Consider the following 18,565-nt stretch of genomic DNA (forward strand, 5'->3'; position numbering starts at 1 on the left):
AGCTGCAAGCGAAACGCTTTGCTTGCAGCTCGAGGCTTGTCGCTTGGCGCTGCTTTACCAGCAGATACCTTCAGTGCGAGTACCCGGGTTGGTCGCTTTGGCCATGAAGCCGACCAGGTCGATGACCTGTTTGCCCTGCGGTGCTTCCTGGGCGAGCGCGCGGAACTTCTCGTCGCGGTTGCCGAGGATGATCACGTCGGAGTTGTCGATCACCGAATCGAAGTCCGAGTTGAGCAAGGACGACACGTGCGGGATTTTCGACTCGATGTAGTCCTTGTTCGCGCCGTGAACGCGGGCGTACTCGACGTTGCTGTCGTAGATGCTCAGGTCGTAGCCCTTGCCGATCAGCATTTCGGCCAGTTCCACCAACGGACTTTCGCGCAGGTCGTCGGTACCGGCCTTGAAGCTCAGACCGAGCAGGGCGACTTTGCGTTTGTCGTGGCTTTCAACGATGTCGAAGGCGTTCTGCACTTGCGATTCGTTACTGCGCATCAGCGAGTTGAGCAGCGGTGCTTCGACGTCCAGCGAACCTGCGCGGTAGGTCAGGGCGCGTACGTCTTTGGGCAGGCACGAACCGCCGAAGGCGAAGCCCGGGCGCATGTAGTACTGGGACAGGTTGAGGGTCTTGTCCTGGCAGACCACGTCCATCACTTCACGGCCATCGACGCCGACCGCTTTGGCGATGTTGCCGATCTCGTTGGCGAAGGTCACTTTGGTCGCGTGCCAGACGTTGCAGGTGTACTTGATCATCTCGGCGACAGCGATGTCCTTGCGGATGATCGGTGCGTCGAGTTCTTCGTACAGCGATTGCAGAACGTCGCCCGAGGCCTTGTCGAACTCGCCGATGACGGTCATTGGTGGCAGGTCGTAGTCCTTGATCGCGGTGGATTCACGCAGGAATTCCGGGTTGACCGCGACGCCGAAATCGACACCGGCCTTCTTGCCCGAGCAGTCTTCAAGGATCGGGATCACCACGTTGGCGACGGTGCCCGGCAGCACGGTGCTGCGCACCACGATGGTGTGGCGGGTGGATTTTTCACGCAGCACGAAACCGATCTCGCGGCACACGGCCTCGATGTAGTTCAGTTCCAGATCGCCGTTCTTCTTGCTCGGCGTACCGACGCAGATCATCGACAGGTCGGTGTCACGAATCGCTTCGGCGAAGTTGGTCGTACCGCGCAGACGACCGGTCTCGATACCCTGAGCCAGAAGTTCGCCCAGACCCGGTTCAACAATCGGCGACTTGCCGGCGTTGATCATGTCGATCTTGTCTTTGGCAACATCGACGCCAACCACGTCATGGCCCCGTGCAGACAGGCAACCGGCACATACTGCGCCAACGTAACCCAAACCAAATATGCTGATGCGCATCGCAATTACCTCTGTGTTTTATCAAGCCGTTAGATGGCCGGAGTTAATGGTGTTCAGCGGTCATAGTGCACTCGAAAGTGCGGCAAACAGGCGCCACAATGCCGTGTGCAGGCATACTAAGTTCCGAGTGTCTAAATAAGTGCACTCAAGATGTGCGCAACTAGGCCTGGTTGTTATGACTTGCCCTGTTATGCAGCGGATCTTCTTGTCGGAAGACTCTTGTGCATGTTTTCAGTCCACCTGATGTCGGGCGAAAAGCCCGTAGATCAAGCGGTTGGGTGCTCAGGCGAGCACAATTACAGGGGCGCAGCCTTGGCCTTGTAGAGGATGTTTATGGTGCGTATCACCTATCCATCGTTAGTTGATCAGATGAGTGAACCATCTAGGCAAGTTGCTGTGACAACTTGGTTACATGGTTCTCCGCTCTGCGTAAGTTATCTCGTACAAACTCGGCGAGAATCGTTACCGGTGGTATGAGCTATGCATTTGGACATAGTTCCTACCCGCTCATCGCGAAAGCTGAAATTTTTTGAAATATTGCCAAAGATGGCACTGGTCTCAATTTGATAGCACTTTCGATTTGGGCCTTTATTAATCGGCGCGTAATCGAGCTCGATAGTTTTGTGCCACTACCGTAAAAAAATTTAGGTGCCACTACTGAAAAAAAGTGTGGGTGTCGAGTGAAACTAAAATTAGAAATGCCGGGGACGATTTTATGGCGCCAATAAATCGGCGAAATGTGGCGAGGAATTTTTGACGTCGTGCGAGCTGCACGACTCTTTATAGACAGAGTCGTGCAATGGGCATGCTTTATTCCGGAGCGTGGTCGCGCAGAAACACCAGATTGTCCGGTTTCGACTGCTCGGCGCTGAAGCGATAACCCTGCACATCGAATTGCTTGAGCAGGGCAGGATCGTTGATTTTTTCCTGAATCACGAAACGGCTCATCAGGCCACGGGCTTTCTTCGCATAGAAGCTGATGATCTTGTACTGGCCGTTCTTCAGGTCCTTGAACTCGGTGTTGATGATTCGCGCGTTCAGCGCGCTGCGTTTGACCGCCGAGAAGTACTCGTTGGACGCCAGGTTCAGCAGCACGTCGTCACCTTGCTCGGCCAGCGCTTCGTTGAGCCATTCACTGATTCGGGTACCCCAGAATGCGTACAGATCCTTGCCACGGGCGTTGGCCAGTTTGGTGCCCATTTCCAGGCGGTAAGGCTGCATCAAGTCTAGCGGACGCAGCAGGCCGTAGAGGCCGGAGAGCATGCGCAGGTGCTTTTGCGCGTAGTCGAACTGAGCTTCGCTGAACGATTGCGCATCGAGGCCGGTGTACACGTCCCCCTTGAACGCGAGCAGCGCCTGCTTGGCGTTTTCCGGGGTGAAGGCGGGCGTCCAGCTGCCGAAACGCGCGGCATTCAGGCCGCCGATCTTGTCGGACACGTGCATCAGTTCGCTGATCTGTGCCGGGCTCAGTTCGCGCAGTTGCTGGATCAGCTCCTGAGAATGATCGAGGTATTGCGGCTGGGTAAAGCGCTGGGTCGCCGGCGGTGTTTCGTAATCGAGAGTCTTGGCGGGGGAAATCACCATCAGCATGAAGTCGTCTCCTTTAATCGTGGGGGCGATTCTAGGGGGTTGGCCGGGTTGACTCCAGCTATGAGCGTGATAGGTGATCGATGGCCTGCCACGATCCCTGTAGGAGTGAGCCTGCTCGCGATAGCGGTAGATCAGTTACTGCAATGTTGAATGTCAGACCGCTATCGCGAGCAGGCTCACTCCTACAGGGGATTTGTGTTGGTACGGGAAGTTGGGTGGGATCAGCTATAGTGCCGCGCGGGTTTGGTTATGGAGACACCTCTTTGCGTATTGTTCTTTTATTCACTGCGTGGCTGTTGAGCTGCGGGGCCATGGCGGCGCCGGGCGATGTGGCGACGCTGGATCGCAGCACCTGGCCGGAGCAACTGAGCAGCCCGACGCTGTTCGACGTCGCCTCGCGCGCGGAAATCCTCATGTTCGCCCGGGGCCTGCTCGGTACCGAGGCGCTGGACGAGGCCGCGCTGGCCCAGCGCCTGGGGCTGCGCACGGTCAATGTCGACGCGATCAGCCGCCTGCGGCAGCGGCTCTGGGAACGGCTGTTGGCCAACTACAACTTCGCCCAGCAGAGCTGCGATCAGGATGCCTCGTTCTGCTTCCTCGTCGAGGACCTGCAAACCCTGCGCGAGCAGGCCGCCAAGTTCGTGGTCAGCGATGACAGCTATTACACCAGGTGGGCCGAGCCGAGCCGGTTGTTTCATTTGCAGTACCTGGACGAGCTGATGCGCAAGGCGGCGCTGTCGCCGCAGACCAGCAGCGAAGTCGATCGTTTTGGCGACTACGAGCGCAGCGGCGAAGAGATGCACGACCGGCTGTTTCTGCTGAGCTTCGACAGCGCCGCCAATCTGCAGCCGGACAACACCGACTGGATCGCCGACTACCTGCGCAAATCCAACCTCAGCGGCACGTTCTTCCTGTTGGGCAAGGATGTGCAGGCGCGACTGGCAGATCGCTCGGTGAGCAACCTGCAATCGGAGTTCTCGAAACAGTGCGTCGGCGTGCAGGGCTGGGAGTTCCGCTCCCACAGCTATTGGCAGGACTGGCAAGACTCGGTGCGCCGCAGCGCCGATCTGGTGAAGAACAAGTTGCCGGAAAACTACGTGCCACTGTTTCGTCCGCCCGAGGGGCAGCGCCGCATTGATGCCGGCAGCTTCTTGCGCAATCAGGGCCTGCAAGTGGCGCTGTGGGACATCGACGCCCAGGATGGCGCCGGCAAGCTCAAGGGCGCACAGAGCGCGCAGCGGGTGCTGACCCTGATGTTGTTGTGGCGGCACGGGGTGATCAATTTCAACATGAAACAGGATGCGGTGAAGACCGCGTTGCCGTGGCTGATCACGCAAACTGCGCAAAGTGGCATCGGCTTTGAGGACTGTCAGGACGGGTTTCGGTGACAAACGAAAAAAGCCCGGAAACATTGGGCTTGGGGCAATTTTTTTAGAGAATTCGATGCAGGCGGACTTCCGACTTTAGCGGGGTCTGGACGGTCCGCCAAGGGCTTTTCGTCACTCTGCAAAATAAACTTAAAAAAACCGTAAAAGTGCTTTTTTATGTCATGGGTTTTGGAGTATTACGAAGACAGACCGCCGAAACCTGCAACACAGGTGGCGTCTTCCAAGACTCCTTTTGTGTGCAGTTCATCCAGGCCTTCGTGGATGAATTCGGCAGTCACTTCGAGGCGCAGCACCGCCCAGGTATTGCGTCGAATGGCTCCCACAAAGGTGACCGAGTATGGATGATCACGGACGTAGCCCTTCTTCCAACCAGCCAATCCTTTATGTACTCGATACCAACGTATTGATTCACGATCCAAATGCCCTGCTGAATTTCGAAGAACACCACGTCGCGATCCCGATGACCGTGCTCGAAGAGCTGGACAAGCTCAAGAGCGGCCATCACAGCGTTGCTGCCGAATGCCGCCAGGCGATCCGGCTGATCGACAAGACCCTGGGCGATGCCTCCCCCGAGGACGTCGAACTGGGTGTGCCGATCCAGCGCGGCAAGGGCGGGCCAAAGGGCTTGCTGTCAATTCTGATGAGCAAACAGGCCGAGTCGAACCTGATTCTGCCCGAGCATCTGAACGACAACAAAATCATCAACCAGCTGATCGACCTGCACACCCGTGACCCGAAGAAGGCCGTGGTGCTGGTCACCAAAGACATCAACATGCGCCTCAAGGCGCGCGCCTGCGGGATCGCGGCCGAGGATTACAGCACCGACCAGTTGGTCGATGACGTGTCCCTGCTGCCCAACGGCTACCACAACATGACTGGCTCCTTCTGGGACCGCGTGAGCAAGGTCGAAACCCGTCAGGATCACGGCCGCACCTGGCATCAGGTGCAGTTGATCGATAACCTGCCGGCGGTGCACATCAACGAGTTCATCATTGACGAACAAGGCTTTGTCGGCTGGATCAAGGAAATTCAGGAAGACAAACTGCTGATCCTCGACCTGCATCAGGAACCGCTGCTGCATCAGGAAGCCTGGGGTCTCAAACCGCGGGATATCTACCAGAGCCTGGCGTTGTATGCGTTGCTGGATCCGGACATTCACCTGGTCAATCTGTCGGGTGCCGCCGGCTCCGGTAAAACCATCCTGGCGCTGGCCGCGGCGATCGAGCAGACCATGGTCAGCAAGCGCTATCGCCGGATCATTGCGACCCGTAGCGTGCAGGGCCTGGACCAGGAAATCGGCTTCCTGCCCGGCACCGAAGCGGAAAAAATGGAGCCTTGGCTGGGCGCCATCACCGACAACCTCGAAGCCTTGCACATGGATGACGAAAACACCCATGGCAGCGTCGATTACATCCTCAGCAAAGTGCCGTTGCAGTTCAAATCGCTCAACTACATTCGCGGTCGCAGCTTCCAGCAGAGCCTGATCCTGATCGACGAATGCCAGAACCTCACGCCGCACCAGATGAAAACCATCATCACCCGGGCCGGCGCCGGTTCCAAAGTGGTGTGCCTGGGCAACCTGGCACAGATCGACACCCCTTACCTGTCCGCGACCAGCTCCGGGCTGACCTACCTGACCGAACGCTTCAAGGATTTCCCCAACGGGGTGCACATCACCCTGCAAGGGGTGCCACGCTCAATTCTGGCCGAATACGCCGAATCGCATTTGTAACCCTTCCAACAAAACCGGGCGGCCTGACAGCCGCCCGGTTTTTATGGATGAACCCATCACCCAATGTGGGAGCGAGCTTGCTCGCGAATGCGGTGTGTCAGTCACCATCGATGTAGCCTGATGCACCGCCTTCGCGAGCAAGCCCGCTCCCACAGGGGACAGTGGTGAATTCATAATCAGTGATGCGGAAATTTGACCCACAGGTTTACAATCCCTGCTCCTGATCAGGAGTAATCCCGTGCTGACTCATCTCGATTCCCAAGGTCGCGCCAACATGGTCGACGTCACCGAAAAAGCCGTGACGTTCCGTGAGGCGACGGCCCAAGCGCTGGTGCGCATGCTCCCCGAAACCCTGCAGATGATCGTCAGCGGCGGCCATCCCAAGGGCGACGTGTTTGCCGTGGCGCGCATTGCCGGCATTCAGGCGGCGAAGAAAACCAGTGATCTGATCCCGCTGTGTCATCCGCTGATGCTGACCGGGGTCAAGGTCGAACTCAGCGCTGAGGGCGACGACAGCGTGCGCATCGTCGCCCGCTGCAAACTGTCCGGGCAGACCGGCGTGGAAATGGAAGCGCTGACCGCCGCCAGCGTCGCGGCGCTGACCATCTACGACATGTGCAAGGCGGTGGATCACGGCATGGTTATCGAAAGCGTGCGTCTGCTGGAGAAGGTCGGCGGCAAGAGCGGGCACTTTCAGGCGGAGCAGTCATGAAGCTGACGGTTAAATTCTTTGCTCGTTATCGTGAAGCGCTGGGCGTGGACTCGGTCGAGGTTGAAGGCGATTTCGCCACGGTCGACGCTGTACGTGCGCTGCTCGCGCAACGCGATGGCGCCGAAGTGCTGAGCGAACAGAACCTGATGTGCGCACGCAACGAAGACCTGTGCCAGCTCGACGAGCCGGTGAGCGATGGCGACGAAGTGGCGTTTTTCCCCACCGTGACCGGAGGCTGAGGCATGGCGATTCGGGTGCAGTCCACAGCGTTCGATCCCGGCGCTGAAGTCAACGCGATGCACGCGGCGAATGTCGGTGTCGGCGCGGTGGTGAGTTTTGTCGGTTACGTGCGCGACTTCAACGACGGGCTGGATGTGGCGGGGATGTTCCTCGAGCATTATCCGGGCATGACCGAAAAAGCCCTCGGCAAGATTGCCCTCGAAGCCGAGCAACGCTGGCCGCTACTGAAGCTGGAAGTGCTGCACCGCATCGGCGCGCTGGAGCCGGGCGAGCCGATCGTGTTTGTCGGCGCGGCCAGCGCCCATCGCCAGGCGGCGTTCGACGCCTGCGCTTTCGTCATGGATTACCTGAAAACCCGCGCGCCGTTCTGGAAGAAAGAAAACACCAGCGATGGTCCGCGTTGGGTAGAAGGGCGTGACAGTGATCATGCCGCTGCGGATCGCTGGAAAAAATAGTTTTTATAGCGCCTTCAAGTCCGTCTTCGCGAGCAAGCCCGCTCCCACAGGAGAACGCATTCCAATGTGGGAGCGGGCTTGCTCGCGAAGGCGTCATCCGCCACGCAAAAAATCCTGCCTCTTTCATCTGATTGACGGTTTGTACGTAAAAGTCCAGTATGGATTTACAAGTACAAAATTCCCGCTCCAGCTCTTTTCTTCTGTCTTGCCAAACCAACAACAACCCGCGAGAGAACGAACATGAAGAAACTCCCCCTGATCACCGGTCTGGCCCTGAGCCTGTTGGCGTGCACCAGCTCGTTTGCCGCCGAGAAGACCCTGCGTATCGGCATCGAGGCTGCGTATCCACCGTTCGCCTCGAAAACCGACAAGGGCGAAATCGTCGGTTTCGACTACGACATCGGCAATGCCCTGTGCGCGCAGATGAAGGTCAAGTGCGTGTGGGTCGAGGGTGAGTTCGATGGCCTGATCCCTTCGCTGAAAGTGAAGAAAATCGACATGGCGCTGTCGTCGATGACCATCAACGAAGACCGCAAGAAGTCGGTGGATTTCACCCACAAGTACTACTTCACCTCCTCGCGACTGGTGATGAAGGAAGGCGCTACGGTCGATGATCAATACGCGAGCCTCAAGGGCAAGACCATCGGCGTGCAGCGCGCCACCACCACCGACCGTTATGCCACCGAGGTGTTCGAACCCAAGGGCATCAACGTCAAGCGCTACGGCAATAACGAAGAAATCTACATGGACCTGGCGGCCGGGCGGCTCGATGCGATTTTCGCTGACACCATTCCGCTGAACGATTTCCTGTCGATGCCACGCGGCAAAGGCTATGCGTTTGTCGGGCCGGAGCTGAAGGATCCGAAGTACGTGGGCGAGGGCGCGGGGATTGCGGTGCGCAAGGGCAATACCGAACTGGTCAGCGAGTTGAATACGGCCATCGACGGGATTCGTGCGAGCGGCGAGTATCAGAAGATTTCCGAGAAGTACTTCAAGTCCGACATCTACGGCGACTGATAGTCCGCCTTCGGGAGCAAGCCCCCTCCCACAGGGGAACGCATTCAAATGTGGGAGGGGGCTTGCTCCCGAAAGGGCCGGATCAGGCAATACAGCTTATGGATCCTAGCCCTTCAATTCCTTCAAATGCTTGTACACCGTCGCCCGCCCCATGTTCAGCACATTGGCCACATAGTTCGAGGCGCTTTTGCCCTTGAACGCGCCTTCGGCGTGCAGCGCCAGCACCAGTTCGCGCTTGTGATCGCGGGTCAGCAGATTCAGGCTCAGCTGCCGCTCGCGCAGCCAGGCGTGGAGGAAGGTGTTGATGCGTTCCTGCCAGTCATCGCGAAACAGTGAATCCGGCTGCGGGATCAGTTTGCTCGGCGACAGGAACAGATCCAGCGCAGCCTTGGCATTCTCAAACAACGAAATATTCAGGTTGATGCACAGCACCGCCAGCGGCCGCTCTTCGCGGTCGCGCAGCACGGTGCTCAGGCTGCGGATCTTCTGGCCGTCCCAATTGAGCTTTTCGTACGGGCCGATGTTGCGCTCACTGACCTCCTCGCTGAGCATGTCTTCAAGCGATGAGTCGTCGCCGATCTCGCGCTTGGACAGGTTGTTGGCGATGTAGTCGACCTTCTGCGTGCGCAGGTCGTGCAGCACCACTTCGGCGTGGGGAAAGAACAGCGTGGCGATGGCGTCGGCGATGGCACGGAAGTTATCCAGGGCCGGATCGAATTCGGGGGCGGTCATGTTTGTGGAGCTCCAGGCAGCGTCAGCGTCCCCGTGCACGGGGGCGCTGCGAGTGTGCCGCAATCCGTTGGGCGCGTCATCCGCAGGGGCCGTCAGCGCAGGCGTGAAGGGGAGAGCATGGCGCTGCTCAGGCCGAACTGTTGCAGCGGCTCGGGAAGCGGTTGACCACGCACCAATGCCGCGCTGGCCTGGCCCATGGCCGGTGAAGTCTGAATGCCGTAACCACCCTGCGCTGCGACCCAGAACAGCCCCGGCACCTGCGGATCGAAACCACTGAGCAGATCACCGTCGGCGACAAAGCTGCGCAGTCCGGCCCAGGTGCGGGTCGGGCGGCGGATGGTCAAGGTCGTGGCCTCTTCGATCTGATAGATGCCCATGGCGATGTCCAGTTCTTCCGGTTGCACGTCATGCGGTTCGACCGGGTCGGCGTTGGCCGGCGAGCCGAGGAACATCCCGGCGTCGGGTTTCATGTAGAACGACTCATCAAGGCTGACCAGCATCGGCCAGTGATGAATGTCGACGCCCTCGGGGCCGGCGAAAATGAACGCCGTGCGGCGCTTGGGTTGCAGGCCCAGCGCTGGCGCGCCAGCCAGTGCGCCGATCTGGTCGGCCCAGGCGCCGGCGGCGTTGATGATGATCGGGGCGCTGAAGGTCTGACCGTTGGTTTGCACTTGCCATTGGCCGTCAGCGTCACGACTCAGGCCCAGCACTTCGCAATCGGTATGTACTTGGCCGTTGTTGCGGCGGATACCGCGCAGGTAGCCTTGATGCAAAGCGTCGGTGTCGATGTCACTGGCGGTCGGGTCGTAGATCGCGCCGTGGACTTTTTCCCGACGCAGGATCGGCAGACGGGCGCAGGCTTCGTCGGCGCTGAGCAGCTGCATCTCTGGCACTGTGGCTTTGGCGCTGAGGTACTGGTTGTGCAGTTCGGCGGCGTCACCGCTGAAATCCACGGTCATTTCGCCGCGCGGCGTCAGCAATGGATGCTCGCAGAAGCCGCTTGGCGGCTGGTCGAAAAACTCACGGCTGGCCAGCGTCAGCGCCCGCACCTGCGGCGTACCGTAGGCGGCGGTGTACAGCGCGGCAGAACGTCCGGTGGAGTGATAGGCCGGGTGCGATTCACGTTCGAGCACGATCACTTTGGCGTGGGGCGACAGCCAGAAACCGGTGGAAGCACCGGCAATCCCGCCGCCGATGATGATGAAGTCTGCCTGGCTCATGAAAGGTCTCCAGTTGCTCGCGATATTGGAAAATACGCTGATCCCCTGTGGGAGCGGGCTTGCTCGCGAAGGCGGTGTGTCATTCGGCAAATACGTCGCCAGATAAGGCCTCTTCGCGAGCAAGCCCGCTCCCACAATGGGATTTGTGGTGTTAGTGGGTTAAGAGATAAACCGCATTCGCCAGCGCGATGTCTTCCAGGCCCAGGCCAATAGACCGGAAAAATACGTGACGGTCGTAACCGGGGCGCGGCACTTTCTCGCTGAGCAGGTCGGCGAGGTCGCCGATGATCAAATCCTTGCTCCAGCCATGCTGCTCCGACGCGATCAACATTTCACCCGCCGAACCCGGTGTGGTCAGCCGATAGTCACAGAACACCTGCATATCGCCCAGGCTCTGCGGCGGCACCTCATGGGCGCGTGGCGCGTTGGTGCTGATCGAGGTGATCAGCGCCGGTTTGCTCAAGGTGGCCGGGTCGATGACCGGACCGGCGGCAGAGGTGCAGAGCATGATCACGTCCGCGTCTGTGAGGGCGACATCGCGGCTGTCGGCAATCTTCACCCCCGGGTAGATCTCTTTCAGCAGCGCCCGGGTTTCAGCGTCTTCAGACAGACTCGGCGAATACACGCTGATGCTCTGCCAGTCGCGCAAACCTTTCACGTAATGCAGATGCGCCTGAGCAACCTTGCCGCTGCCGATGATTGCCAGCCGCGAAGCATTCAGCGGGGCGAGGGCATCGACTGCAACGGCGGTGGTCGCGGCCGTGCGCGCGGTGGTCAGTTCACCGGCATCGCACAGCAACAACGGTTGGCCGGTTTTCATCGACATCAATAGTGTCCACGCCGTGACCAGCGGCCCTTGCTCGCGGACGATGTACGGCGAAGTCTTGACCCCGTACACGCCATCTTCGGCCAGCACCCCCAAATAGTTGATGAAGTCGCCGGCGCCCTGCGGGAACTCCACCAGTTGCTGCGACGGTTGCACAGCGTGGCCGGCGGCGAGGTCGCGAAACAGTTTGCGCAGGATCTGCGGCACGTCGATGCGTGCCAGCAGCTCGCGGGCCCGGGTGTGGTCGATCACGTAGGGTGTACTGGACATGTCAGGCTCCGCAGTCTGGATCTAAACTAGTTTGTCCATTATGGACTTTTAGTTGTCTATCGCAAGCGCCTGTTGAAAACGCCGGGCAAAAAAAAGCGCAGTCCGTTGCCGGCTGCGCTTTTTGTTTTCGGGGCGTTTACTGCGGCTGTGGACGCTTGCGCTCCACCGCGCGCAACAAGTGCGTCGGCGGTGTTTCACAGCTGATCTTGCGACCGAGTTTCTCTTCGATCGACGGCAACTGGTAGGAGTCGTCCTCGCCGGCGAAGCTGATCGATACGCCGTCAGCGCCTGCGCGACCGGTACGGCCGATGCGGTGCACGTAGTCGTCCGGGACTTCCGGCAGGGTGAAGTTGATCACGTGACTGATGCCGTCGATGTGGATGCCGCGACCGGCGACATCGGTGGCCACCAGCACGCGGATCTTGCCTTCGCGGAAGCCTTCGAGGGTCTTGATGCGCTTGTGCTGCGGCACATCGCCGGACAGTTGCGCGGCGTTGATGCCGTCGCGCACCAGGCGCTCTTCGATACGGCGCACTTCGTCCTTGCGGTTGGCGAAGACGATCACGCGTTCCCAGCCGTTATCGTTGACCAGGTTGTAGAGCAGTTTGTATTTGTCGGCCGCGGCCACCGCATAGATGTGCTGCTCGACGTTTTCGTTGGCCACATTGGTGATTTCGATTTCGACGATCGCCGGATCGGTGGTCCATTGCTTGGCCAGGTTCATCACGTCTTCGGTGAAGGTCGCGGAGAACAGCAGGGTCTGACGCTCGGACTTCGGCGGAGTCTGGCGAATGATCTGCCGCACTTGCGGGATGAAGCCCATGTCGAGCATGCGGTCGGCTTCGTCCAGCACCATCACTTCGACCATGTCCAGGTGCACGTCGCCGCGCTGGTTGAAGTCGAGCAGACGGCCCGGAGTGGCGACGAGGATGTCGCAGTGGCGTGCTTCGAGGTGCTTGAGCTGCTTGTCGAAGTCCATGCCGCCGACAAACGTCATCACGTTGAGGCCGGTGTACTTGGTCAGGTCAGCGGCGTCCTTGGCGATCTGCACCACCAGCTCGCGGGTCGGCGCGATGATCAGCGCACGGGGTTCGCCCATGTAGCGTTCTTTCGGCGGCGGAGTCTGCAGCAGCTGAGTGATGATCGAGATCAGGAACGCGGCGGTCTTGCCGGTACCGGTCTGCGCGCGACCGATGGCGTCTTTGCCGGCAAGGGTGAAACCCAGCACCTGCGCCTGGATCGGCGTGCAATACGGGAAGCCCAGGTCCTGGATGGCGTGCATCAGTTCCGGAGCGAGTTTGAAATCGTGAAAGCGGGTTTTGCCTTCCTGGGGTTCGACAACGAAATCTTCGAGTTTCCAGGGAATGACCGGTGCCTTGGGCTTCGGTTCGCGGCGCGGCCGGGGTGGTTTCGGCGCTTCGGCGCGGACCGGTTCGGCGGCGATAGCGGCTTGCGGCTCGGGCTGGGGTGTCGCTACCGGAGCCGGACGTTCAGCCTTGGGCGCATCGCTGCGAGGGCCGGGGGCGTGCGACGGCGCACTGGGGACTGGCGCGAGCTGCTCAGCCTCGCTTTTACCGAACATTTTCTTGAGTGCTTTGAGCACGGTCATCTCATCAATTGGTTAAGGAATGTACGCCGGCCAGTGTAATGCAAGAAACGGGCGCGGCGTAGTGGGATGATCAAAGGGGCGTTCGCGCTGAAACGATCAACGCAGGTGTTCGCCCAGCCAGACGCCGATGTCACGAATTTCTTCGGGTAACACTTCGTGCTCCATTGGGTATTCCTGCCATGTCACGGTGACACCATGGTGCTTCAGGTACTCATAAGCGCTGCGGCCCATGGAGTTTTGCACCACGTTATCGAACTGCCCGTGCAGGCACATCACCGGAATCCGCTGCTGACTGGCGGACAATTGCAAATCATCACTGAACGTCGGCGCATACGTCGACAACGCCAACACGCCACCCAACGGTCCCTGCCATTTCAAAAATGCAGTGTGCAAGACCACCGCGCCACCCTGGGAAAAACCGGCGAGGAAAATCCGCGAGGCGTCTATTCCGCTGGCGCGCTCGTTTCCGATCAATTCGATGATGCGATCGGCGGACGCTTCCAGCTCGTCACGATCAATCGCGCGGGCCGGGCTCATGGCTTTAATGTCGTACCAGCTCGGCATGGCATATCCGCCATTTATCGTCACTGGGCGAGTCGGCGCCTGCGGCAGCACGAAGCGCGTACTCAGAAGGCTTTCCTGCAGCGCTTCAGCCACCGGGAGGAAGTCGTAGCGGTCGGCGCCGAGGCCGTGCAGCCAGATCACGCAGGCGTCTGCGGGCTTAACAGGCTGAAGAATCAAGGGCTCGGTCATGTCTGCTCCAAATATGTGCGGGCGCTCTCATTGAGTGCGTGATTCGAGTGCGCGTCCGGTGGATCCGTTAAGAAGATGTCGCAAGGTTACAAGTTTTGCTATTGACCTGTCGCCGAATCGATTCGGCAAGCGGTGTGGTACGGGCTTTGCTATGGAAGGTTCTGTACGAAGCTTCCTACGCGTGGCGGTAACACTATCAGTGTACGACCCGCGACGGGATTGCAAAGAATCCGGTTATGGATGTTCGCCAATGGCCACTACGGGCTTAGCGAACGTGAAAGGGCTACAGCCCGTTCGGCCGATTGGTGAGAAGTGAGTTGTCCATGATGTGGATTTTCTCCTACTAGACTCATAGCGAAGGTCTTACGTCGGTTGACCCCAAAAAAAGCCAACACGGGTCAACAACGCCTCAAAAGGGTGCGGCAGGACTCAAGCTCCGACACAACAAGAGCAAAACTGGAGGTTTGAATGAAGATGTTGAAATCCACTCTGGCGATCGTGACTGCAGCAACAGTTCTCGGCGTCAGCGGGTTCGCTCAGGCGGGTGCAACCCTGGATGCCGTGCAGAAGAAAGGTTTCGTGCAGTGTGGCGTTAGCGACGGTTTGCCGGGCTTCTCGGTACCGGACGCAACCGGCAAGATCCTCGGGATCGACGCTGACGTCTGCCGCGCTGTGGCCGCTGCCGTGTTCGGCGACGCGACCAAGGTCAAATTCAGTCAGCTGAACGCCAAGGAGCGCTTCACCGCGCTGCAATCGGGCGAGATCGACATCCTGTCGCGCAACACCACCATGACCAGCTCCCGTGACGCGGGCATGGGCCTGAAATTCCCGGGCTTCATTACCTACTACGACGGCATCGGCTTCCTGGTGAACAACAAGCTGGGCGTGAAAAGTGCCAAAGAGCTGGACGGTGCAACCATCTGCATCCAGGCCGGTACCACCACCGAGCTGAACGTTTCCGACTACTTCCGCGGCAACGGTCTGAAATACACCCCGATCACTTTCGACACCTCCGATGAAAGCGCCAAGTCGCTGGAATCCGGTCGTTGCGACGTGCTGACCTCCGACAAGTCCCAGCTGTTCGCCCAGCGCTCCAAGCTGGCATCGCCGAAGGACTACGTGGTTCTGCCGGAAACCATTTCCAAAGAACCGCTGGGCCCGGTCGTGCGTAATGGCGACGACGAGTGGCTGGCCATCGTGCGCTGGGTTGGCTACGCGCTGCTCAACGCTGAAGAAGCCGGTATCACTTCGAAGAACGTCGAAGCCGAAGCCAAGTCGACCAAGAACCCGGACGTCGCCCGTATGCTCGGCGCTGACGGCGAGTACGGCAAAGACCTGAAACTGCCGAAAGACTGGGTTGTGCAGATCGTCAAACAAGTCGGCAACTACGGCGAAATCTTCGAGAAAAACCTCGGCAAGAGCACTCCGCTGGAAATCGACCGCGGCTTGAACGCCCTGTGGAACAACGGCGGCATTCAGTACGCACCACCAGTGCGCTAATGGTTCTATCGCCCGGCGGGCCAACCGCCGGGTGATGTTCTTGTTCCATTTTTTCCGGGGCACTTCATGCAAAATTCAATCGGCGCACCAAAGCAGAGGCTCAGCCTCAGCGATCCGCGAGTGCGTGCGTGGCTGTTTCAGATCATCACCGTCGTGGCGGTGGTCGCCATGGGCTGGTATCTGTTCGACAACACCCAGACCAACCTGCAGCACCGGGGCATCACCTCCGGTTTCGACTTTCTGGAGCGCAGTGCCGGGTTCGGCATCGCTCAACACCTGATCTCTTACACCGAAGCGGACAGCTACGCCCGGGTGTTCGTGATCGGCCTGCTCAATACCCTGTTGGTGACCTTCATCGGTGTGATCCTGGCGACTCTGCTGGGCTTCATCATCGGTGTGGCGCGGCTGTCGCCGAACTGGATCATCAGCAAACTGGCGACCGTGTATGTGGAAGTGTTCCGCAACATTCCGCCGCTGCTGCAGATCCTGTTCTGGTACTTCGCGGTGTTCCTGACCATGCCGGGACCGCGCAACAGCCACAACTTCGGCGACACCTTCTTCGTCAGCAGCCGTGGCCTGAACATGCCGGCCGCGCTGGCGGCTGATGGTTTCTGGGCGTTCGTGATCAGCGTCGTGGTGGCGATCGTCGGCATCGTGCTGATGACCCGCTGGGCCAACAAGCGCTTTGAAGAAACCGGCGTACCGTTCCACAAGTTCTGGACCGGTCTGGCGATTCTGCTGGTGATCCCGACCTTGTGCGCACTGATCTTCGGCGCTCCGCTGCACTGGGAGATGCCCGAGCTCAAAGGTTTCAACTTCGTCGGCGGCTGGGTATTGATCCCGGAACTGCTCGCGTTGACCCTCGCCCTGACCGTGTACACCGCAGCGTTCATTGCGGAAATCGTCCGTTCCGGGATCAAGTCGGTCAGCCATGGCCAGACCGAAGCGGCGCGTTCGCTCGGCCTGCGCAACGGCCCGACCCTGCGCAAGGTGATCATTCCGCAAGCCCTGCGGGTGATCATTCCGCCGCTGACCAGCCAATACCTGAACCTGGCGAAAAACTCGTCGCTGGCCGCCGGTATCGGTTACCCGGAAATGGTTTCGCTGTTCGCCGGCACCGTGCTCAACCAGACCGGTCAGGCGATCGAAGTCATTGCCATCACCATGAGCGTGTACCTGGCGATCAGTATCAGCATTTCCCTGCTGATGAACTGGTACAACAAGCGCATTGCGCTGATCGAGCGGTGAGGAAACGCGCATGACAACCCATACTTTCAAACCCGACATGCCACCGCCGGCCAAAGTCTTCGGCCCGATGGCATGGATACGCGCGAACATGTTTTCCAGCTGGCTCAACACCCTGCTGACCCTGTTTGCGTTCTATCTGATCTACCTGGTGGTACCACCGATCCTCAGCTGGGCGATTCTCGATGCCAACTGGGTCGGCACCACCCGCGCCGACTGCACCAAGGATGGCGCCTGCTGGGTGTTCATTCAGCAGCGTTTCGGCCAGTTCATGTACGGCTACTACCCGACCGGCCTGCGCTGGCGCGTCGACCTGACCGTGTGGCTGGCGGTGATTGGCGTAGCGCCACTGTTCATCTCGCGCTTCCCGCGTAAAGCGGTGTACGGCCTGAGCTTCCTGGTGATCTACCCGATCGTCGCCTGGTGCCTGCTGCACGGTGGCGTGTTCGGTCTCGACGCCGTGGCGACCAGCCAGTGGGGCGGTCTGATGCTGACCCTGGTCATCGCCACCGTGGGTATCGCCGGCGCCTTGCCGCTGGGGATCATTCTGGCGCTGGGCCGTCGCTCGAACATGCCGGCGATTCGTGTGGTCTGCGTGACCTTCATCGAGTTCTGGCGCGGCGTGCCGTTGATCACCGTGCTGTTCATGTCCTCGGTGATGCTGCCGCTGTTCCTGCCCGAAGGGATGAACTTCGACAAACTGCTGCGGGCGCTGATCGGGGTGATCCTGTTCCAGTCGGCCTACGTCGCCGAAGTGGTGCGCGGCGGTCTGCAAGCGATCCCCAAAGGTCAGTACGAAGCGGCAGCGGCGATGGGCCTCGGTTACTGGCGCGCCATGGGTCTGGTGATTCTGCCGCAAGCCCTGAAACTGGTGATTCCGGGCATCGTCAACACCTTCATTGCGCTGTTCAAGGACACCAGCCTGGTGATCATCATCGGCCTGTTCGACCTGCTCAACAGCGTCAAGCAAGCCGCTGCCGACCCGAAATGGCTGGGCATGGCCACCGAAGGCTACGTGTTCGCCGCCCTGGTGTTCTGGATTTTCTGTTTTGGTATGTCGCGCTATTCCATGCATCTGGAACGCAAGCTCGACACTGGCCACAAGCGTTAGGAGTTCTCTATAAATGAGCGAAGCAATCAAAAAGCCTGTCGGCCCTGAAGGCATTATCCAGATGCAGGGCGTGAACAAGTGGTACGGTCAGTTCCACGTGCTGAAAGACATCAACCTCAACGTCAAGCAGGGCGAGCGTATCGTCCTGTGTGGCCCGTCGGGTTCCGGCAAATCGACCACCATCCGCTGCCTCAACCGTCTGGAAGAACACCAGCAGGGCCGCATCGTTGTCGACGGCGTGGAGCTGACCAACGACCTCAAGCAGATCGAAGCGATCCGCCGCGAAGTCGGCATGGTGTTCCAGCACTTCAACCTGTTCCCGCACCTGACCATCCTGCAGAACTGCACGCTGGCGCCGATGTGGGTGCGCAAGATGCCCAAGCGCAAGGCCGAAGAAATCGCCATGCATTACCTGGAGCGCGTACGCATTCCGGAGCAGGCGCATAAATTCCCGGGGCAACTGTCCGGCGGTCAGCAACAGCGCGTGGCGATCGCTCGTGCGCTGTGCATGAAACCGAAAATCATGTTGTTCGATGAACCGACTTCAGCGCTCGATCCGGAGATGGTGAAGGAAGTACTCGACACCATGATCGGTCTGGCTGAAGACGGCATGACCATGCTTTGCGTGACCCACGAAATGGGCTTTGCCCGCACCGTGGCCAACCGTGTGATCTTCATGGACAAGGGCGAAATCGTCGAGCAGGCAGCGCCGAACGATTTCTTCGACAACCCGCAGAATGACCGTACCAAGCTGTTCCTGAGCCAGATTCTGCATTGATTGCCTGAGAAGCTCG

The 18,565-nt window shown here is 59.4% G+C and carries 17 protein-coding genes; 10 read left to right on the top strand and 7 right to left on the bottom strand.

Annotation, left to right across the window (positions count from 1 at the left end):
* Positions 1-54: 54 nt before the first annotated feature.
* Positions 55-1,371 carry a nucleotide sugar dehydrogenase gene (locus tag AC1RBR_RS05050; protein ID WP_095139591.1) on the bottom strand — a complete coding sequence of 439 codons (1,317 nt, stop codon included), beginning with the start codon at positions 1,369-1,371 and terminating at the stop codon, positions 55-57.
* Positions 1,372-2,181: 810 nt separating this feature from the next.
* Positions 2,182-2,961, bottom strand: coding sequence for a peroxide stress protein YaaA (gene yaaA, locus AC1RBR_RS05055; RefSeq protein ID WP_115986598.1), 780 nt, complete (start codon positions 2,959-2,961; stop codon positions 2,182-2,184).
* 311 nt (positions 2,962-3,272) lie between these two features.
* On the opposite strand from yaaA, the gene AC1RBR_RS05060 reads away from it, so the two are divergent.
* The 6 genes from AC1RBR_RS05060 (at position 3,273) to AC1RBR_RS05085 (ending at position 8,505) form a co-directional block, all read left to right on the top strand.
* Positions 3,273-4,349 carry a polysaccharide deacetylase family protein gene (locus AC1RBR_RS05060; RefSeq protein WP_492567218.1) on the top strand — a complete coding sequence of 359 codons (1,077 nt, stop codon included), beginning with the start codon at positions 3,273-3,275 and terminating at the stop codon, positions 4,347-4,349.
* Positions 4,350-4,686: 337 nt separating this feature from the next.
* Positions 4,687-6,081, top strand: coding sequence for a PhoH family protein (locus AC1RBR_RS05065; protein WP_095139594.1), 1,395 nt, complete (start codon positions 4,687-4,689; stop codon positions 6,079-6,081).
* A 238-nt stretch (positions 6,082-6,319) separates the two neighbouring features.
* Complete coding sequence (gene moaC / locus AC1RBR_RS05070; protein WP_492563270.1) at positions 6,320-6,793, top strand: cyclic pyranopterin monophosphate synthase MoaC; 474 nt, start codon at positions 6,320-6,322, stop codon at positions 6,791-6,793.
* A complete protein-coding gene (moaD, locus tag AC1RBR_RS05075) occupies positions 6,790-7,032 on the top strand; it encodes a molybdopterin converting factor subunit 1 (RefSeq protein ID WP_166496244.1) in 243 nt (80 codons plus the stop codon). The genes moaC and moaD overlap by 4 nt, the downstream gene beginning before the upstream one ends.
* Positions 7,033-7,035: 3 nt before the next feature.
* The gene (moaE, locus tag AC1RBR_RS05080) at positions 7,036-7,488 is read left to right on the top strand and encodes a molybdopterin synthase catalytic subunit MoaE (protein WP_054049707.1); all 453 of its coding nucleotides are present in this window, start codon (positions 7,036-7,038) and stop codon (positions 7,486-7,488) included.
* Positions 7,489-7,728: 240 nt separating this feature from the next.
* Positions 7,729-8,505 (top strand): ABC transporter substrate-binding protein, encoded by a 777-nt coding sequence (locus AC1RBR_RS05085; RefSeq protein ID WP_204894939.1) that lies wholly within the window; start codon positions 7,729-7,731, stop codon positions 8,503-8,505.
* A 105-nt stretch (positions 8,506-8,610) separates the two neighbouring features.
* On the opposite strand, the gene AC1RBR_RS05090 is transcribed toward AC1RBR_RS05085, so the two are convergent.
* The 5 genes from AC1RBR_RS05090 to AC1RBR_RS05110 form a co-directional block, all read right to left on the bottom strand.
* Positions 8,611-9,237, bottom strand: a complete 627-nt coding sequence (locus AC1RBR_RS05090; protein ID WP_095138253.1) for a helix-turn-helix transcriptional regulator — start codon at positions 9,235-9,237, stop codon at positions 8,611-8,613.
* Between the two features lie 92 nt (positions 9,238-9,329).
* Positions 9,330-10,457 (bottom strand): NAD(P)/FAD-dependent oxidoreductase, encoded by a 1,128-nt coding sequence (locus AC1RBR_RS05095; protein WP_492563274.1) that lies wholly within the window; start codon positions 10,455-10,457, stop codon positions 9,330-9,332.
* Positions 10,458-10,608: 151 nt separating this feature from the next.
* Entirely contained in the window at positions 10,609-11,553 is a 945-nt protein-coding gene (locus AC1RBR_RS05100) for an ornithine cyclodeaminase family protein (RefSeq protein ID WP_492563275.1), read from the bottom strand.
* 136 nt (positions 11,554-11,689) lie between these two features.
* Positions 11,690-13,162 (bottom strand): ATP-dependent RNA helicase RhlB, encoded by a 1,473-nt coding sequence (gene rhlB / locus AC1RBR_RS05105; RefSeq protein WP_095138256.1) that lies wholly within the window; start codon positions 13,160-13,162, stop codon positions 11,690-11,692.
* Between the two features lie 96 nt (positions 13,163-13,258).
* Positions 13,259-13,915 carry an alpha/beta hydrolase gene (locus AC1RBR_RS05110; protein WP_492563277.1) on the bottom strand — a complete coding sequence of 219 codons (657 nt, stop codon included), beginning with the start codon at positions 13,913-13,915 and terminating at the stop codon, positions 13,259-13,261.
* A gap of 468 nt (positions 13,916-14,383) precedes the next feature.
* On the opposite strand from AC1RBR_RS05110, the gene AC1RBR_RS05115 reads away from it, so the two are divergent.
* From AC1RBR_RS05115 to AC1RBR_RS05130, 4 genes are all read left to right on the top strand, one after another.
* A complete protein-coding gene (locus tag AC1RBR_RS05115; RefSeq protein ID WP_095050968.1) occupies positions 14,384-15,415 on the top strand; it encodes an amino acid ABC transporter substrate-binding protein in 1,032 nt (343 codons plus the stop codon).
* Positions 15,416-15,481: 66 nt separating this feature from the next.
* Complete coding sequence (locus AC1RBR_RS05120; protein WP_492563278.1) at positions 15,482-16,663, top strand: amino acid ABC transporter permease; 1,182 nt, start codon at positions 15,482-15,484, stop codon at positions 16,661-16,663.
* 10 nt (positions 16,664-16,673) lie between these two features.
* Positions 16,674-17,771 carry an amino acid ABC transporter permease gene (locus tag AC1RBR_RS05125; RefSeq protein WP_007965184.1) on the top strand — a complete coding sequence of 366 codons (1,098 nt, stop codon included), beginning with the start codon at positions 16,674-16,676 and terminating at the stop codon, positions 17,769-17,771.
* A gap of 13 nt (positions 17,772-17,784) precedes the next feature.
* Entirely contained in the window at positions 17,785-18,549 is a 765-nt protein-coding gene (locus AC1RBR_RS05130) for an amino acid ABC transporter ATP-binding protein (RefSeq protein ID WP_003221897.1), read from the top strand.
* Positions 18,550-18,565: the final 16 nt, after the last annotated feature.

The organism is Pseudomonas sp. GW823-FHT01D03 (assembly GCF_058798255.1).

What these genes read in the sequence shown, in the direction of transcription:
- AC1RBR_RS05085 (WP_204894939.1), top strand. Translation starts at nt 7,729, where the DNA reads ATGAAGAAACTCCCCCTGATCACCGGTCTGGCCCTGAGCCTGTTGGCG.
- yaaA (WP_115986598.1), bottom strand. Translation starts at nt 2,961, where the DNA reads ATGCTGATGGTGATTTCCCCCGCCAAGACTCTCGATTACGAAACACCG.
- AC1RBR_RS05060 (WP_492567218.1), top strand. Translation starts at nt 3,273, where the DNA reads ATGGCGGCGCCGGGCGATGTGGCGACGCTGGATCGCAGCACCTGGCCG.
- AC1RBR_RS05090 (WP_095138253.1), bottom strand. Translation starts at nt 9,237, where the DNA reads ATGACCGCCCCCGAATTCGATCCGGCCCTGGATAACTTCCGTGCCATC.
- AC1RBR_RS05115 (WP_095050968.1), top strand. Translation starts at nt 14,384, where the DNA reads ATGAAGATGTTGAAATCCACTCTGGCGATCGTGACTGCAGCAACAGTT.
- AC1RBR_RS05110 (WP_492563277.1), bottom strand. Translation starts at nt 13,915, where the DNA reads ATGACCGAGCCCTTGATTCTTCAGCCTGTTAAGCCCGCAGACGCCTGC.
- rhlB (WP_095138256.1), bottom strand. Translation starts at nt 13,162, where the DNA reads ATGACCGTGCTCAAAGCACTCAAGAAAATGTTCGGTAAAAGCGAGGCT.
- AC1RBR_RS05100 (WP_492563275.1), bottom strand. Translation starts at nt 11,553, where the DNA reads ATGTCCAGTACACCCTACGTGATCGACCACACCCGGGCCCGCGAGCTG.
- AC1RBR_RS05125 (WP_007965184.1), top strand. Translation starts at nt 16,674, where the DNA reads ATGACAACCCATACTTTCAAACCCGACATGCCACCGCCGGCCAAAGTC.
- AC1RBR_RS05095 (WP_492563274.1), bottom strand. Translation starts at nt 10,457, where the DNA reads ATGAGCCAGGCAGACTTCATCATCATCGGCGGCGGGATTGCCGGTGCT.
- AC1RBR_RS05050 (WP_095139591.1), bottom strand. Translation starts at nt 1,371, where the DNA reads ATGCGCATCAGCATATTTGGTTTGGGTTACGTTGGCGCAGTATGTGCC.
- moaD (WP_166496244.1), top strand. Translation starts at nt 6,790, where the DNA reads ATGAAGCTGACGGTTAAATTCTTTGCTCGTTATCGTGAAGCGCTGGGC.
- moaE (WP_054049707.1), top strand. Translation starts at nt 7,036, where the DNA reads ATGGCGATTCGGGTGCAGTCCACAGCGTTCGATCCCGGCGCTGAAGTC.
- AC1RBR_RS05130 (WP_003221897.1), top strand. Translation starts at nt 17,785, where the DNA reads ATGAGCGAAGCAATCAAAAAGCCTGTCGGCCCTGAAGGCATTATCCAG.
- AC1RBR_RS05065 (WP_095139594.1), top strand. Translation starts at nt 4,687, where the DNA reads ATGGATGATCACGGACGTAGCCCTTCTTCCAACCAGCCAATCCTTTAT.
- AC1RBR_RS05120 (WP_492563278.1), top strand. Translation starts at nt 15,482, where the DNA reads ATGCAAAATTCAATCGGCGCACCAAAGCAGAGGCTCAGCCTCAGCGAT.